The organism is Listeria ivanovii subsp. londoniensis, from assembly GCF_000763495.1.
Classification (GTDB): Bacteria; Bacillota; Bacilli; order Lactobacillales; family Listeriaceae; genus Listeria; species Listeria londoniensis.
Genome location: NZ_CP009576.1, coordinates 1,280,876 through 1,297,270, shown reverse-complemented (window position 1 = coordinate 1,297,270; position 16,395 = coordinate 1,280,876). Strand labels below are relative to the sequence as shown.

Annotated in this window: 14 protein-coding genes; 4 read left to right on the top strand and 10 right to left on the bottom strand. The window is 31.9% G+C overall.

Annotated elements, in window-relative coordinates; translation table 11 throughout:
- Positions 1 to 9: 9 nt before the first annotated feature.
- Both JL53_RS06320 and JL53_RS06315 read right to left on the bottom strand, forming a co-directional pair.
- A complete protein-coding gene (locus JL53_RS06320) occupies positions 10 to 345 on the bottom strand; it encodes a hypothetical protein (protein WP_003719336.1) in 336 nt (111 codons plus the stop codon).
- Positions 346 to 352: 7 nt separating this feature from the next.
- Positions 353 to 700: a MerR family transcriptional regulator gene (locus JL53_RS06315; RefSeq protein ID WP_038407108.1), complete on the bottom strand. Its 348-nt coding sequence runs from the start codon at positions 698 to 700 to the stop codon at positions 353 to 355.
- A gap of 67 nt (positions 701 to 767) precedes the next feature.
- Here JL53_RS06315 and JL53_RS06310 point away from each other — a divergent pair, with 67 nt between their 5' ends.
- Positions 768 to 1,067 carry a putative quinol monooxygenase gene (locus tag JL53_RS06310; RefSeq protein ID WP_038407107.1) on the top strand — a complete coding sequence of 100 codons (300 nt, stop codon included), beginning with the start codon at positions 768 to 770 and terminating at the stop codon, positions 1,065 to 1,067.
- Positions 1,068 to 1,119: 52 nt separating this feature from the next.
- Here JL53_RS06310 and JL53_RS06305 read toward each other — a convergent pair whose 3' ends face one another.
- The 6 genes from JL53_RS06305 to JL53_RS06280 all read right to left on the bottom strand — a co-directional run bounded on the left by JL53_RS06305 (position 1,120) and on the right by JL53_RS06280 (position 7,113).
- Positions 1,120 to 2,766, bottom strand: coding sequence for an amino acid ABC transporter ATP-binding/permease protein (locus JL53_RS06305; protein ID WP_038407106.1), 1,647 nt, complete (start codon positions 2,764 to 2,766; stop codon positions 1,120 to 1,122).
- Between the two features lies 1 nt (position 2,767).
- Positions 2,768 to 4,483 carry an ABC transporter ATP-binding protein/permease gene (locus tag JL53_RS06300; protein ID WP_038407105.1) on the bottom strand — a complete coding sequence of 572 codons (1,716 nt, stop codon included), beginning with the start codon at positions 4,481 to 4,483 and terminating at the stop codon, positions 2,768 to 2,770.
- A 279-nt stretch (positions 4,484 to 4,762) separates the two neighbouring features.
- Entirely contained in the window at positions 4,763 to 5,212 is a 450-nt protein-coding gene (locus JL53_RS06295) for a MepB family protein (RefSeq protein WP_038407104.1), read from the bottom strand.
- Positions 5,213 to 5,546: 334 nt separating this feature from the next.
- Complete coding sequence (locus JL53_RS06290; RefSeq protein WP_038407103.1) at positions 5,547 to 6,077, bottom strand: hypothetical protein; 531 nt, start codon at positions 6,075 to 6,077, stop codon at positions 5,547 to 5,549.
- 248 nt (positions 6,078 to 6,325) lie between these two features.
- Positions 6,326 to 6,616, bottom strand: coding sequence for a hypothetical protein (locus tag JL53_RS06285; protein ID WP_038407102.1), 291 nt, complete (start codon positions 6,614 to 6,616; stop codon positions 6,326 to 6,328).
- Between the two features lie 80 nt (positions 6,617 to 6,696).
- Positions 6,697 to 7,113 carry a hypothetical protein gene (locus JL53_RS06280; RefSeq protein WP_038407101.1) on the bottom strand — a complete coding sequence of 139 codons (417 nt, stop codon included), beginning with the start codon at positions 7,111 to 7,113 and terminating at the stop codon, positions 6,697 to 6,699.
- Positions 7,114 to 7,683: 570 nt separating this feature from the next.
- Here JL53_RS06280 and JL53_RS06275 point away from each other — a divergent pair.
- From JL53_RS06275 to JL53_RS06265, 3 genes are all read left to right on the top strand, one after another.
- The gene (locus JL53_RS06275; RefSeq protein ID WP_235317714.1) at positions 7,684 to 8,250 is read left to right on the top strand and encodes a TetR/AcrR family transcriptional regulator; all 567 of its coding nucleotides are present in this window, start codon (positions 7,684 to 7,686) and stop codon (positions 8,248 to 8,250) included.
- A 15-nt stretch (positions 8,251 to 8,265) separates the two neighbouring features.
- The gene (locus tag JL53_RS06270) at positions 8,266 to 9,015 is read left to right on the top strand and encodes an SDR family NAD(P)-dependent oxidoreductase (protein WP_038407099.1); all 750 of its coding nucleotides are present in this window, start codon (positions 8,266 to 8,268) and stop codon (positions 9,013 to 9,015) included.
- A 102-nt stretch (positions 9,016 to 9,117) separates the two neighbouring features.
- On the top strand, positions 9,118 to 10,125 hold the full coding sequence (locus JL53_RS06265; protein ID WP_038407098.1) for an NADP-dependent oxidoreductase: 1,008 nt from the start codon (positions 9,118 to 9,120) through the stop codon (positions 10,123 to 10,125).
- A 1,506-nt stretch (positions 10,126 to 11,631) separates the two neighbouring features.
- On the opposite strand, the gene JL53_RS06255 is transcribed toward JL53_RS06265, so the two are convergent.
- Positions 11,632 to 12,033: a hypothetical protein gene (locus JL53_RS06255; RefSeq protein WP_038407095.1), complete on the bottom strand. Its 402-nt coding sequence runs from the start codon at positions 12,031 to 12,033 to the stop codon at positions 11,632 to 11,634.
- Between the two features lie 603 nt (positions 12,034 to 12,636).
- A complete protein-coding gene (locus JL53_RS06250; protein ID WP_038407094.1) occupies positions 12,637 to 16,320 on the bottom strand; it encodes an nSTAND3 domain-containing NTPase in 3,684 nt (1,227 codons plus the stop codon).
- Positions 16,321 to 16,395 lie beyond the last annotated feature (75 nt).

The window sequence follows — 16,395 nt, the reverse complement described above, 5'->3', positions numbered from 1 at the left end:
CTCCTTTTCTTAATCAATCAGTTCTATTTCCGAATCAAAATATTGTTCGATAAAATAAACTTTTTTTGTCATTTCTTCTAAGGAAAGTTGTTCCCCTAGGGAAGTTGCTATCCATTTTTCCTCGACATCATCTTTTCTAGTGATAATTGCAATGAGTTCCCCTGTAAAAGTTGTCAATGGCTCATCCACTTTACTAGAAATAATATAAACATCCTGCTCTTCGTCATCCCCGCCGATAATTCCGCTTACAAAACCGTAATTTATTGGATATGTATTACCAAATTTATCTTTGTAACCAATTGGCCTATCAACCGTGATTTTTAACTTTAATTTTTTCATTTTCATCTGTATTTCACAACCTTTTTTTGTATGTGTCCATTTTATTCCCTACAAAAGAAATAGTCTCAGTAAGATTTGCTTGCTGTTCATAAAGAGCTTCCAAATGTCTGTCTAGCATCTTCATCCTATCTGGCAATGAAGTATCTCCAAGCTTTTGCAATCTCGCAAACTCTTTCATATTTCTTAGTGTCATACCTGTTTGTTTCATTTTGAGCAATAACTGCACCCAACAAAAATCTTCCTCACTGTATATTCGGTAATTTTTTTCATTTCGTGCTGGTATTAATAATTTTTCTTCCTCATAATATCGAAGTGTATCAATGGATAGTCCCGTTTTATTCGAAAATTCTTTAATAAACATTGAATTCCTCCTTGCTACCGAGTGTACTCCATACTTTAAGCTTAACATATTAAAAGGAGGAGAAGAAATGAGAACTGATCATTATTTATATTGTACTGCGGTTATTCAAACAACTGGGAAAGTGCCTTACGAGCAACCTGTCGAACACTTGGCAAAATTAAGAGAGCAAACCATAGCAGAAACTGGATGTATCATGTTTAAAGTCGTTCCATTAGAAAAAACAACAGGTCGGTTTGCTCTTTGGGAAATCTGGGAAAATCAAACTGCTTTTTATACACACCACGATCAAACTTACACAAAAGAATTTTTCCAAGCTGAACTTGATACGATAGAATTTTTCGAAAGCTCCGAGAAAGTAGAATTGTGAGAGCCAAAAACAGCCTGTAAATATTTCTGTAGACAGGCTGTTTCTATTAAATTTATTTTATAATCCTATTCAACTTCCCTTTCTCCAAATAAATCCGCTCTTCCGCTAAATCCAGCGTTGTTTCACGGTGGGAAATTACCAAAACCGTTTTATCCTTAACCTCTGAGCGTAAAGTTGTAAGAATCGCCTGCTCATTCACATAATCCAAATTACTCGTTGGTTCATCGAGCAGTAAAAGCGGCGCATCATGAAGAAATAGTCGTGCTAGGCCAATTCGTTGGCGTTCCCCATCAGATAAATTCCGTGCTTGACCGCCAACTTTCGTATCATATCCCTCTGGTAAAGTTTCAATCCACTCGTCTAAAGCGGCTTTTCTCGCGGCTTCTTTTACTTCTTCCAAAGTTGCATCCTTTTTCCCTAACCGAATATTATTACCAAGTGTATCTTCAAATAAAAATGTACTTTGCTCCATCACGCCTTCAAGTTGATGCAGTGATGATTCTTTAAGATTTGGAAGATTTTTTCCATTTAAGCTAACTTGCCCCTCTGGATCAAAATATCGCATCAGAATTTTCATCAACGTACTTTTCCCACTACCACTTTCTCCACCAATTCCTAACCATTTTCCATTTGGCAAATCAAGCGACACCTCACTCAAAATTGACTGGTTGCCATCATAGCTAAAACTTACTTTATCAAGTTCTGCTTTTTCAAAATCCGTTAATTCTAGCTGACCGTCAAAAACAACCGTTGTTTTTTCTTCCGTTAAAGCATTCAACCGTTTCCCACTAGCAAAAGTAGTTAACAAAGCCGTTCCTAAGCCATTTAACGCTAACACCGACCCAAAAGAACCTAAACTTAACACTGTCCCAATTAAAACAGTTTCCACTGGTAATTGCCAGAAACTTCCTAACCCTAAAACCAAAGCAGCAGTTCCAATCAAAACCCATTCACTCAAAATTTGTAGCTGAGTTCCCTGTTTTAATTTCTTTTGATACTGCCTATTCAACTTTTGCCCGCTCTCATTTAACATAGCTAAGCGCTTTTTCCCTAATTTAAATTGAAAAACATCTTGTAAACTAGCAACATTTTCCATCACTGCTTGATTTAACCCAACAAATTCCCTTTGATAATCCGCTCCAATCTGCTTGTTTCGGTTATAACTAATTACTGGTAAAACGATACCAACTAAAACTTGACCAATGAAAAGTATTAACGCTAAACCAACATCATAAGTCCCTAAATAGCCCACTGTCACTATCGTCGTTCCAAGCGCAATGAAAACTGGTGAAATAGTATGCGCAAAAAACACTTCCAAAGCTTCCACATCGGTTGTAATTGCCGTAATTAAGTCACCACTTTTTTTACCAGATAAGCGTGCAGGCCCAAGTTTTCTAAGCGTCGCAAAAATTCGTTCCCGAATAATCGCTAATAATCGAAAAGCAATATCGTGATTTAAATACTGTTCCGCGTACCTCGCCAGCCCACGAATTATTCCACAGCCCACCATTACGATAAGCCACTTTTGCGGACTCAGAGCTTGTCCTAAAACAACCGCCAAAATTCCATATGCTCCAATTAAAGAAATCGCAATCACCGATAAATTACTAATAATACCAAGTAAAATTGCCATAATCATTCGCAGCTTTAACGGTTTAACAAAGCCTAATAACCAACGAACAATCACCCATTCTGTCATTTTAAGCACCCCCTTTGAGCAACTGTGATTCTTCTGAAAAGTAATTTTTAAAATAACTTGAATCTTGTTGTAACTGCGCCGATTTGCCAATTTCCACTAATTTTCCAGATTCAAATACCAGCACTTGGTCCGCCTCCAAAACATTATATAAACGATGCGAAATAAAAAGCACTATTTTCTCTTTGGCTAATTTTTGTATAACTGCCAAAATAATTTTTTCGCTCTCTAAGTCCACGCCAGATGTGATTTCATCAAAAACATAAAGTTCTGCTTCCCTTAGTAACGCACGTGCTAGGATAAGCCTTTGTCGCTGTCCACCTGATAAGTTACTTCCATTTTCTTGTAAAGTTTCTGCCAATTGTTCTGGTAATTCTTTTACAAAATCTGCTAAACAAACACGCTCTAACACAGCCCATAAGTCACCATCACTTATTTGCTTATTTCCCATTATCAAATTTGCACGAATACTATCTGCATAGAGATAACCATGATGATCTACCATTAGACTTTGCTCGCGAATAGTCTCCTCACTTAAATCTGTAAGCGCTAGATTGTTCCAACTAATTTCACCTTGATAACCAGTTAATTGTTGTAATAACACACGTGCAAAAGTGCTTTTTCCAGACCCCGATTTTCCAACAAGTGCTGAAAAACTACCACGACTAAAACTAGCTGTTATCTTTTGAAGGGTAGGCAAGTTTGCTTTGTTATATGTATAAACCAATTCGCGAGCTTCAATAATTTTCAATGGTGCTTTTAGTTCTTTTGTTCCGTACAGATGCTCTTCTAGTTCCAAATAAGCAAATAATTTACTACAAGCACTAATTCCGTTCATCGCAACATGAAACAATGAGCCCAATTGGCGCATTGGAATAAAAAACTCGGCACTTAGTAAAAGGAACATCAACACACCCACCGTACTAATTGCTTCATTTGTATAAGCAATTAATGCAATACCAATACCGAGAGCTGCTCCACTATAGGAAATAATATCCATAATCGTAATTGAATTTAGTTGCATCGATAAAAGACTCATCGTCACCTTACGAAACCGTTCAGCATCCGTTGCAATTTCTTCTTGTTTATACTTATCTTGGTCGTAAGCTTTTAAAATACTAAACCCGCTCAAATTTTCATGAAATTTAGCACCCAGGTTCGTATAATCCGACCAGTAACCACTCAAAATTTTCTTTGCCATTTTCATTATCGCCATAATTACAACTGGAATCATCGGCATACAAATAAGTAATACTACTGCTGGCTGCCACGCAAACCCAACCAAACTGCCAAAAATCATCAATGAAGCAATCAAACAATAAAATAACTGCGGTAAAAAACGCGCATAATAAATTTCGAGCTGTTCAATCCCATCCACCGCAAGCTGTGTTAAAGTGGACGCTTTTAATTGCCCCTCGTTATTCCCTAATCGAAATGCTTTTGCCATAACCGCCCGTCGCATTGACAAACGTAATTCTGCAGAAGCTTTGTAGGTTTGCTTTTCCATTAATTTTGTAAGCACTGATTTGCCAATTAAAACGAGCGCAACCGTGCCAACTAAATAATATATATCGATCCTTTGTCCATCTAAATAATTCGTTAATTGTTGAGCAAAAATGAACCACAAAGTAATCATTAGCCCTAAATGGATAGTACGGAAAAGAATTAGCAAAATTAATGGCTTTTTTTCGACCAATTGGAAGAGACGTTTATCAATCATTATTGTTTCCCCCAATCATATATGGATATTGCTTTTTCATATAACTTGTTTTTTTGGCTCTATTAGCCGTTTTCTTTGTTATTTTCCCCATGTTTTTGCATACCCCTTCTAATAAATCTTTGTTTATTATATCACAAAAAACCACATTTGATAATGATAATCATTATCAAATGTGGTTTTTATTGAACATGCAATATTTAGTTGCTATCCTATTTGGATACTTCCAACCAAAATAATTTCTCTTATGAAGGAGTTAGACCTATTCATTAAAAACAGTGGTTAACTCTCCTCTGTAGTATAATCTTTAAAAAATGCTAACTGCCAATCTTGTGTTTTCTGCGCCGTTTTATTTAAATCTCGACACCAAGCAGGATAAAATCTAGCTGCCATCTTCCCTTTAGCCCCCGCACTTCTCAAAATACCTTTCTCCACCAAGACTTGCTTCGGAAAGACAAATACACCTTGTAAGTGGTTATCCGTAACAACAATACATAAAAAATCTGCCGGATTCTTCTTATCATAAGCAACATTAGTATTTTCGTTATTTTTCTCCCAAAAAGCAACAAAGTATCCTGCTTTTTTATCTGTTTTCTTTGCTAATCGCGTCCGAATTATTTGGTTTTTGGGGATAGTTTTTAATAACATACCTCGATATTCCTTATTTTGATTCTCATAATGAATTAACTCACTTGCACCAAACTCTTCATCTAAAAGCTCTTCATAAGTCATATTTTCCTCCATATTCGCTATATTTAAATCCGTTTTATCAACTGTCACCACTATTTTTACTCTGATACTTATTTAATCACTAGCAATATACTGTAATCTTCCACATATAACACTAATGAAAATTCACTATCAGTCTGTTCTATCTAGTGAAACGGTTTGATTTTTTCTTTAAACCCACTTAAAATTCTCCTTGTCTATTATATAATTTTGCTGATTCCATTAAGTCCACCCAAAGCGCGCTAATGAAAATGATAATTAAAAATAATATTCAAGCAAGAATGGCTTCAGGATCCTGCTTGTCACACACATCAATTTAAAAAAATGCTAATAAGCTTTAAGCAAGTTCTTCACTCATAATTGAATAAGACTGACCATTTTCATCTATTGCAGTTATTTCTAGGAAGTCAAATCCATCAGCTTTGGTGTCTTCCCAAGAAATATATCGACCATCAATTAATAACACATTACCATCTTCATCAAAGTCGTAATTTTCTTTTTCACTTTCATAATCTATTCCTATCCCAACTAAAAAATTAATTTTAACAATGTTATTCAGAGGATACTGTATTAATTCCCGATTATCAATTGCCTTTTGGTCATAAACATCACAAAACATATTATCATATCCATAAAAAGCGCCATCAAAAAGTACTATTTCTTTATTTGTAAGTGTACTTTTAGCAACGATTTTAAGGGGAACCTTCATATCTTCTGCTGTAATTAATTGATCATCCCCACTTTTCCAAATCATTCCGCAATAAAAAATTTCAAAATATTCGTCTACATCCTTAGTTGTGATTTCCAAATGCAAATAATCATCGATAGTTACTTTTCTAGCTACCTCTTTTAAATAAGATGGAATCATATTTCCTTACCTCCTTGGGTATTTTTTTGTAGGATTATTGTTCTTTGTTAGTAGCGTTTTTGGTTTAACTTTTTCCATTAAATAAAAGCAATTTGCTTTGTTTTTATTATTCCATATTTACGCTAACAATTCATATACTGGTAATTCATAAAACCGCTCAAAAATATTTAAATTTTGTGAACATATCTAGTTTAATGAGAAACACCGATTTTTTTATTATATATAACAACTCCATAATTAGATAATGCTTATAATCTAATCCTCCAGGGTTGTGAAAAGTTCATGTATTGCATAGCATCTTCAAGCTTTTCGTTATCTTCTTCTGATAAAAAACGGCTACCACCTGCTAAAAAATCAATTAAGTAGAGGCAAATTATAAATGTCTTTTTTGGAATGCTATCGTGTGTTTTCCATTCTTCAACAAAAATTTCAAGGGTTCCAAAAATCTCGTCATACAAGGCATCATCAAATATATTTTCATTTCTTAATTTAACCATTAAATTCATTACTTTATTATGAAAGCCTTGTAAGTCAGTCATTTTAACTACCTCCAAATATAAATAATATCCGTTGAATTAACCGCTCAACCATACCACACAAAGCAACTTTTAAAAGCAAGTTAAAGTTTTTCCGGATTTTGAAAATCAAATATATATTGAATTGAATTATTATTTTCAGCAATCAGTTTATCTTTCGATATGCTGCATTTCATTATAGGATTAATGCGGTCATCAAATAAACACCATAACAATTGCTTCGTTTTAGTATCTTCTATGTAAATAAAACCGTCACCGCCCCAACTTCCCTCCCCACAATAAAGAGTGTAATTATTAATAGTGGTCTTAAAGAAACTATCAATTTCACTGAAGTCATCCCCTGTGAAATCAAATGAAAATGAAATGGGATTAGCTGTTTTCATCCGATTTTCTTCATACTTAATCTCATAATATAATCCATCTTTTTTTACAATACCTTGCATGATAGGTAGGTGCCCCTCTGCCCATGATTGTTCTAATAACTCTATCATATTACTCATAATAACACCCCAAAAACCATTGAGTGTCTTCACCACAGATAAAATTCACAAATACCTTATCTTCAAACATATTATCTATTTCAAATTGATTCATAATCAGCCTCCAAATTGCTAAACGTACAATGATAAAATATAAATTTAGTTCGCTTTTTTATTGTTTCTTGTAATAGATTCACGCATTTAGTGAAGATTCTACTAAACAGCAGAAATCACGAAGAAGATGTTTTGATTGAGTTTCCTTTTAAACTTTTGTCATTTGAATAATTGTGTATTATCATTTTTACTATATCATTTACAAGAAAAATTGTTAAACAAAAATAGCATTTGGAAATAAATGAAACAGTTGAATTTTTTTACATTCCAACTTTCCAAAAGACTTTAATATTATGACATACGTAAAAGGGAATTTTGGCTATATAACCAATAATTGAAAAGCAGAGTTATTTTACTTGAAAATAATAAGACATTCGGGACAGAATCAAAGGTTACTATTTACTTATAACTAATATTTTGATAATATAAGAATGAGCGTTCTAATATTTTAGAAAGGATGAATTATCATTGGGAAGAGTGAAGCAGTTTGATGAACAAATAGTTTTAAATAAAGCAATGCAAATCTTTTGGGAAAAAGGCTATGAGAAAACATCTATGCAGGATCTGGTTGATCATATGGGAATCCATCGTCGTAGTATTTATGACACTTTTGGAGATAAACATGAGCTATTCTTAAAATCACTTGATTGTTATGAATTTCGACTTAATCAAATTATTAAACAACAAGTAAAACAAGATATGACAATAAAAGAAAAACTTGAAACATTATTTTTGAGTGTATCTTCAGTAAATAATGAAAGCCCTAAAGGTTGTTTAATTGTAAATTCAGCAGCAGAATTATCTTTGTTAGATGAACCAATAAAAAAGAAAATACAAGAACTATTTGATAAAAGTGAAATGTATCTTTATCAGCTATTAGTGGAAGCTATGAATAAAGGAGAAATTTCAAAAAATAAAAATTTACAAGAGCTAGCAAGTTATTTGCATAATGCTTGGGTTGGCATAAGAGTACTAGCGAAAACTACCAATGACCAAATAAAGTTACACACCATTGTAAAAACAACCTTGTCAATAATTAAATAGAAAGTAGGTAGAGATATGAGTAAAAAGTTCACAGTTATTACTGGCGCAAGTTCAGGTATAGGCTATGAAACTGCATTAGCTTTTGCTGAAAAAGAAAAAAATCTAATCCTTATTGCAAGACGAGAAAAACAATTAATTGCATTACAAAAAAAGATCCAAAAACAATATGCTAACTTGGATATCATCATAAAAACAAGTGATTTATCCGATAAAGAGCAAGTATATTCACTATATGATTCATTGCAACAGTATGAAGTTGAAACATGGATTAACAATGCTGGTGTTGGTAGTTCAGAAACATTAGTAAATAGTGATTTAAAACAATTGGAACAAATGATTGATGTAAATATATCAGCAACAACTATATTATCAACTCTATACGCTAAAGATTATGCCCAAACACAAGGCACACAACTAATTAATGTTTCTTCCGCAATGGGCTATGTAATCGCTTTGGGAAATGTTGGATATTCTGCTTCCAAGTTTTTTATCAGTGTCCTAACAGAAGGACTTGCTGCCGAGTTGAAAAATGCACAACTACAAGCCAAAGTCTTAGCACCTGCCCTTACCGCTACTGCATTTATTCAACAAGCCAATGATTCAAATGCTACTGATTTATCTTCTAATAATTATCCAATACGAACACCCCAAGAAGTTGCTTCCTACTTAGTCGCACTTTATGAAAGTAATTATACAGTAGGCATGGTAAATGAAAAAAATGAATTCACTTTAAGAAATGCTATTTTCCCAATATTTACGCTGTAGTTTTTATTTTTTAGCAATATTAGAATGAACGTTCTAATAAATATATGTAAATTATCTATTTTTACAAACAGTCAAATAAAATGAAAGAATGGTGATTCAAAAATGAAAGCAGCACAAATCAGCAAATATTCAAAAGAACTACATGCGAATATTACAGAAATACCGATCCCCCCCATTTTGGATACCCAAGTATTAATAAAAGTGAAAGCGGCTGCTGTTAATCCGCTAGAAATTCTGAACATAACTGGTTCAGTAAAACTAATCCAAAATTTTTCTATGCCTTTCACTCTTGGGAATGAATTAACGGGTATAGTTGAGAAAGTTGGCGACAATGTCCAAGGCTTTAAAGTTGGAGATGCTGTCTACACTCGACTACCGATAGAACATATTGGTGCTTTTGCAGAATATGTCGCTGTTGATGCAACTGCCATATGGTTTTTACCTAGCCATTTAGATTTTGTTACAGGAGCAGCGGTTCCCTTAACAGGTCTAACAGCTTATCAAGGTCTGCACGAAAAATTAAACGCTAAAGCAGGTCAGACCGTATTTATTGCAGGAGGATCAGGTAGTTTTGGTCAAATGGCCATCCCTATTGCAAAATCAATGGGATTAAATGTTATTGTATCAGGAAACATTACCGCTAAAGAACAAACTTTAGCAGTTGGTGCAGATCGCTTTATCGACTATAAAACAGAAAATTATTGGGAAGTACTAGAACCAGTCGATTTTGTGATTGATACATTAGGTGCATCCGAATTTGAACGAGAATTAGCAATTATCAAATCAGGTGGTCGTTTATTAAGTCTTTTAACAGGCCCTAATAAAAGTTTTGCAATAAGCCAAGGACTACCAAAATGGAAGCAATTTTTATTTAGTTTAGCTGGCTCCAAGTATGATAAAAAAGCAAAAGAAAAAAATATCGAATATCATTTTATTTTTGTTCGGGCAGATGGAAAACAATTGGAACAAGTCTCTAAGATTGTCGAAAAAAATCAGATTATCCCAGCTATTAATCCAACAAAATTTCAGTTAGAGGACATCAATCAAGCCTTAGAGCTAGTCGCAACCGGACATCCAGAGGGGAAGGTAATCATAAGGTTTGATGAGTGACAAGAAGGAAATGGAATAGAAGTCATAATTGCTTGAGCAGTAGGACGTTTTGAGGTATTATAGCTAATTATTTCGTTATTATACAAATCCATAAAAGGATTTAAATACATTTTCTTCTGACGAAGTATACCAGAGGAATCTGTTTCAAAATATTTAAACCCCGTCGTATCTGTGGTTGAGGTATAGCAGTATAAAAGTGTCTTTTTACGCGATTTTTGGTAATTTCCCCTACATTTCCTCTATAGGGAATTATACTTCCAAGATTTACGGGTGAATGATTTGACTTGTAATCCCAATTTTTGAATTAAGCGTTGTGCCTTCTTTTTATTTATTTAGAAGCCATGACGTTTAAGTTCTTGCGTCAATCGTCTATAGCCGTAATTAAGATGTGTTTTACGAATATCTTTTACCTCATTCTATATCTTTTCTGTCAGATTTTCTCCATCCAAATGCTTTTGCCAGTACATGCAAGTAGATTTAGGAAACCGCAGGGTTTCTAAGATTTCGGTTAATCGGAAGCATCTTCGGAGACTGTGAATGATTCGTGCAATTCTCTCATTTTGCGTTTGTCCCCTAAACGCAGCCTTCTCAACTCCTTTAAATAAGCCAGCTCTATTTTTTAACAAGTGTTTTTCTTTTTCAAGCTTTTCAATCTAAGTTATCTTGTGCAGATGATTTTCTTTTTTTGCAGCCATTTTAGGTAAACGTCCTTTCGTTTTTGAGATTCCATCTACTCCCATCTTCCCGAAATCTTTTCATCCAACTAACAATTAATGTGGGATTATTGAGACCAATTTGATTGGCAATTTCACGATAAGATAACTCACTTGTTTAGTATAAAACTATCGCATTTAACTTCTCTTGAACAGAATAATGTCTATTTTGCTGCTTTTGTAAAAGTCCTTCTATACCAATTGTTGGTAAGCTTTTACCCTTTTCCGACCTTGTTGCTCCGTTTTGACACCATGTTTTTTGGCTAGATATGTGTAACCGCCTTTACTGTCAAGATATTCTTGAACTATTTTTAATTTAAATTCAAAATTATACTTTGTAATAAAAATACCGACCTCCAAAAGTTAGATTTTTAGTCTAACTTTTGGAGGTCGGTTCAAGCGCACGGGAGAGATTGATGGGTACACGTATGATCTTCTCATGAAAGACAAAAAATATAAGAGTATTTGGGTAGCTATTTCAAGTTCAAAACCAATCATCACTCAAAGTGAGTTAGATAAGTCAGGAGAAACATTCGTGACCTTGGATGGTATCCATTGTAACCCATATATATCAAATGGTTTTATCTCGCTTTTTTTAAAGTGGAAGGAATTAATATTAAGAAAAAATAATCTGCATAAATAAACAACGTGTATTCCAAAAAGAAGTACCTCTTTTTAGTTACAAGCAACACCAACTAATTCCACTTGATTTTTCATAAAGAAATGGGTTGTATTTCTTTATGAAAAATCAAGTTTAGCAAGCGGAAGTACAGTAGTTGTAAATCTAAAAAAGTTACTTGAATAAATCTTTTCTCAAAACATCTATCATCAGATTGAAAGATTCTTCATTTTGTTCTTTTAAAAAATTATTAATTGGGGTTATTAAACGAGGATTCTTAGTAAGTAAGGCTACTCTTGGTATGAATATTTGTATATTATTGAGAGCTATATCAGAGCGTTCAGTGAGATTCATGTCTTTTGTTTCATATTCAATAGTAGCAACAAATCCTGTTTCTTTTGGATATAAAGCAATTTGAGCAAACGTAATAATACTAATGTATATGCGTTGTTTTTCTTCAAATATATATTTTTTTCTATCTTTGAAGGGGTCAAAAAACAAAGTTGATAAAATAAGGGTAAATATAGATGAACTCAAAATGCTAATTAATATAGTAAGTATGCTAGTACTGTCCAAATTTAGTACCTCCTTTTTAAGTTTATAAAGTATAGTTTAAAAATACATGATTACATTATACCAAAATATACATAACTGTTATCAAAAATAAAGAAAAAGCCTTGAGAGTCCCTATAAATAAGGATTTCCAAAGCTTTTTGCCTTATTCCCACTCCATAACCTATGTATGGAGTATTGGCAAATATCGTTGATAATAAAGAGTTTTAAAGAAATATAAAACTCTTTATACTGAAGTCAAAAATATAAAAAGTGCAATGAAGTTTTAGTCTCGCTCAGGCTTTGGAAAGTAATTGCCTCTGATATTCAATATAGTTATGAGAAGAGAAGACCGAATAGAAATGGTCTTCTTTTTTTAAATTTATTTTCCTTCTAATAAGCACAAACTAAGTTGTATACATTTAATTTCTTTACATCAGTAAAAACGAGATACTTCCGTTTCTAGAATCTTATGTAGTTATTGCACATGCATCAACAAAAATTGATTAATGGTTAAAATTTAATTCCTATTTACAACATATAATAGCAGTGGATTTGGAAACTACTTTAATTTAATTTGCTCGATTTATACAAATGTTTATATTTTTCAATGATCCTAAAAACAAATTATCTCTGCTCGATGAATTCTTTTACTAAAACCCTATCCTTTTCTTTTACTAAGTTAACTGCAATCCTAGATAGTTCGTTTCTATGCTCTATAAAATCTAACCCAATTAGATTTTTATTTAGCTCTTCAATAAATAATATTTCTTCATCTATATATGGTACTTCACTGCCAGACCAAGACCAACATGTTTTCAAAATGTTTATTTTCAAAAAATCAATAAATGAGTTATTAAATTTACAAAAAGTAGTTACTGCCTCTTTCTTAATAAAATAATTCAAATTACAAATTATACTAAAAATAAATTTCATCATTTCAATATTAGTAGCATTTTCCTTAATGTAGTCTAATATCCAATTATTAATTTTATGTTCTGAATCTTTTACAGCAAAAATGCTTTTTATATATTCTAATTTGCCGAAATTAATATCTGTATTCTCGTAAACGAAAGTAACTATCTCATTCATTACTTTCTTAAAATCTACTATTTTCCAGACTCCCTGTAAAACACTATCTTTTGCCCGATACTCTCTTAATTCTATTGCAATTATTTGTTTTAAGATATCTTTATTTTTGCTATAGAAAAAAAGAAACCATTTATAATCATAATCAAAATGTCCTCTATTATCTTGTATAGCTAATAGATATATATCAGCCAGTATATTCTTTCTATCCGTGCTAGTAAAAGTGTCATACAATTCCTCTATTTCATCAGTATCTGTTCTAATAAAAAACTCAGGGAAAATGAATAGGTTTTCTTTATTTTTTTGTATTATTTTTATGAGATAATCAACTGCAAAATGATCATTGTTTATGTTAGCTGCCATTATAACGCTTACCTCTAACATATTTCTAGAAAAACTCTGTTGTTCATCAATTAATAATATTATATCTTCACTTCGTTTTTTTGACATTTCCTCAGGATTTAGTAGTGAAAATAAGGTTGTTATCCATGTATCTCTTTCTTGAAAACTATATTTTTCAATCAAAACTTTACTATCATCATATCCTTTGATATTCATCATCTTTTGCAGTATAGCATGAATATTCATTGCCACAGAAACATTATGCTCCATTAATACTTCACAGCAGCTAATAAAGTAATCATCATTTGATAAATTTAATAAAAGCATAATCATATTATTTTCAAAATCCCAGTCATTACATGATATTTTTTTAGACTTAAACATAATAATCAGATTTATAAAATCTTTCTCTGTAATTGTACGAGCTATTTCTCTAAGTTCATTATCTTTAATTTCCTTATATTTTTTCCAATCTTTGCGACAGTATTCATCCCTAGTTAATACAGTGTATAACATAAAACTTTCATTTTTTTGAAATGCCATAAAAGATTCTTTTTGATTACTTAGCTCTAATCGTTCTGCCAAATCGAAAAAATATTTGAGCACTACACATTCATCAAATTTTTCTTGAGACAAGTTCTTCTCAAGAAAAGTCCCTATATTGACAATATCTTGAATAGCTATATTCAAATTAGTTGTAGTTTGCTCTCTAAAACTATAATTATCTAGTAGGTTTAATATTTTCAATTTATAATTATTGTTTTGATATAACACTGCCAATACTTCAATACATTTTTTTCTGAGATCTAACAGCGCCTTAGAGTCCAATAGTCCATACTGTGAAAATTCAACTTTATTATTTTTAATATAATTTGAACTATCAAACTGAAATTTCAGAAGAGAGCCTATAAGAGATATTAAAACAACAGCTATCTTATCATCATTTTCGCCTTGATAATATTGATACAATGTATTCACTAACATAGTTTCTTTTTGATAGTTAAAGGTGTGAGAATCTTTATCAATTGTCCAATATTTACTAAATAAGAAATAAAAATCCATTGGGTAATTATTATTATGCTGCATATAATATATAGCTAGTTCTATAGCATCTTGAAATCTATCAGTATATTTATATGATATCAGGCTCTCCATTAAATCAGATTTTATCATCAGATGATTACTTTTCTCTTCAAAATCATATTTCAAAAAATCCACATCAATTTTTTCTAACTTATCTATTTCTATCTTTGTAAATAGTAGCGCTGGTTCTATAATAAAATATTTGAATATTTTCACAAAAGCCCACTTATCTTGAACACTTCTATACTTGAATTTACTCTCCCATAACTTTCTAATTTCTACAGTAATATAATCTTCTAGATCCTGATTATTAAATAGGCTCAATAATGTTGAAATTGTATAACTCAACCGACTTGGGAAATCCAACAAAGTTTTATCTATTAACTCAGCTATCGTTATCCATCTTTTCTCATACAATACAAAATATAACAAATAGTTCCCAAATGACTCTTCATTAAATTTTATAGCTGAATTTTCAAAAATATCAACAACTTCTAATTCGTGAAGTTCTTTACTTACTTCATTGAATGTTGCGCTATTAATTCCTTGCTCTTTTGCTAACTGATAAATCACATGTTCCGAGTTAAGTCGCATAGAATCTGAAAAAGCAATAAGACTTGCAATAATCAAGTGGTTTTTATTCATACCTACTAAAATATCACTATAATAGTTTCTATATATTTCATATACATTTTTCACCTGATCAAATAATTTCTTATTAACACATGTTCCCGCCATTATGGCTATCCTCAAGCTACCTGAAGAAATATCTAAAATTCGCTTAACTATCATAGTATTATTTATACCTAAATTTTCTTTAATGACTTGTTCAATATTCTCAGATGAAAGTGGGGCAAGTTCATAAACATAAGGAAATAACTTAGTTTTAATATTATCTTCTATTTTTTTTGTTGCATAATCTCTAACAGTTAGTACAAGTTTCATTGTGTACTTGCGATTAATATCTACAGCCATATCCAGTAAATGACTTAATTGACTAAGTTGGTTCGCATCATCAATAAAAATCAAATAATTTTTATTATCTATAAAATGGCTTGCTAAATCATCATAAATAGATTCTCCATTTTGTTTCACACATTTTAAATCGACATTATTTTCCTTTGCATAGTTCACACACACTTCTAATGCTAGTCTTGTTTTTCCAACTCCAGCCTTGCCATTTATTAAAACTAAATTATATGTACCTAAAGCTTCTACCAAATCATCTTTTTCGGTATTTCTGCCTAATAAAGGCATTTCTAACGGTGTGCTAAAACTACTATGCGCATTTTTATTATAAAACTCTGTTACTGTCAAAATTTGATCTGTATCAATTCCTACACCTAGATGGTCTTTTGCCAATGATTGATAGTAAAAATAAAGATCTTTAGCTACTTCTCCAATTCCTACTAAAGTAATATTTTTAAAAAGCTCATATAATTGCTTGTTTTCATTAGGTGTTAATCGACTTGAAGTATGACAGGCGATAATTTCATCAATATCTCCAATATCAATATCCGTTTTAGTACTATCCAAACATTTTTTTATATCGTCTGCTATTTTCGCATAGCTTGTATGTAATACCGTTCCGTATGTTATCAATATATATTTCCCATTCTCTTTTCTTATGAAAGAATCAGGACTCCCTTTTGTAGTCTTATTAGTTCCTATATGTGAACCAAGCTCAGAAATGTTAGAATATCCATACTTAACATATAAATATGCGTCCATGAGACTTTGAAAAGCTCCGCCTTCTAGTTGAATTATCGCTTTTTGAATTTCATTTATTTTTGACATAGTAGTTTTCCCCTCCCAGCTTAAATGTACTTACATTTATCCACACTTTAATTCTTTGATCTTAATAAACCGAAA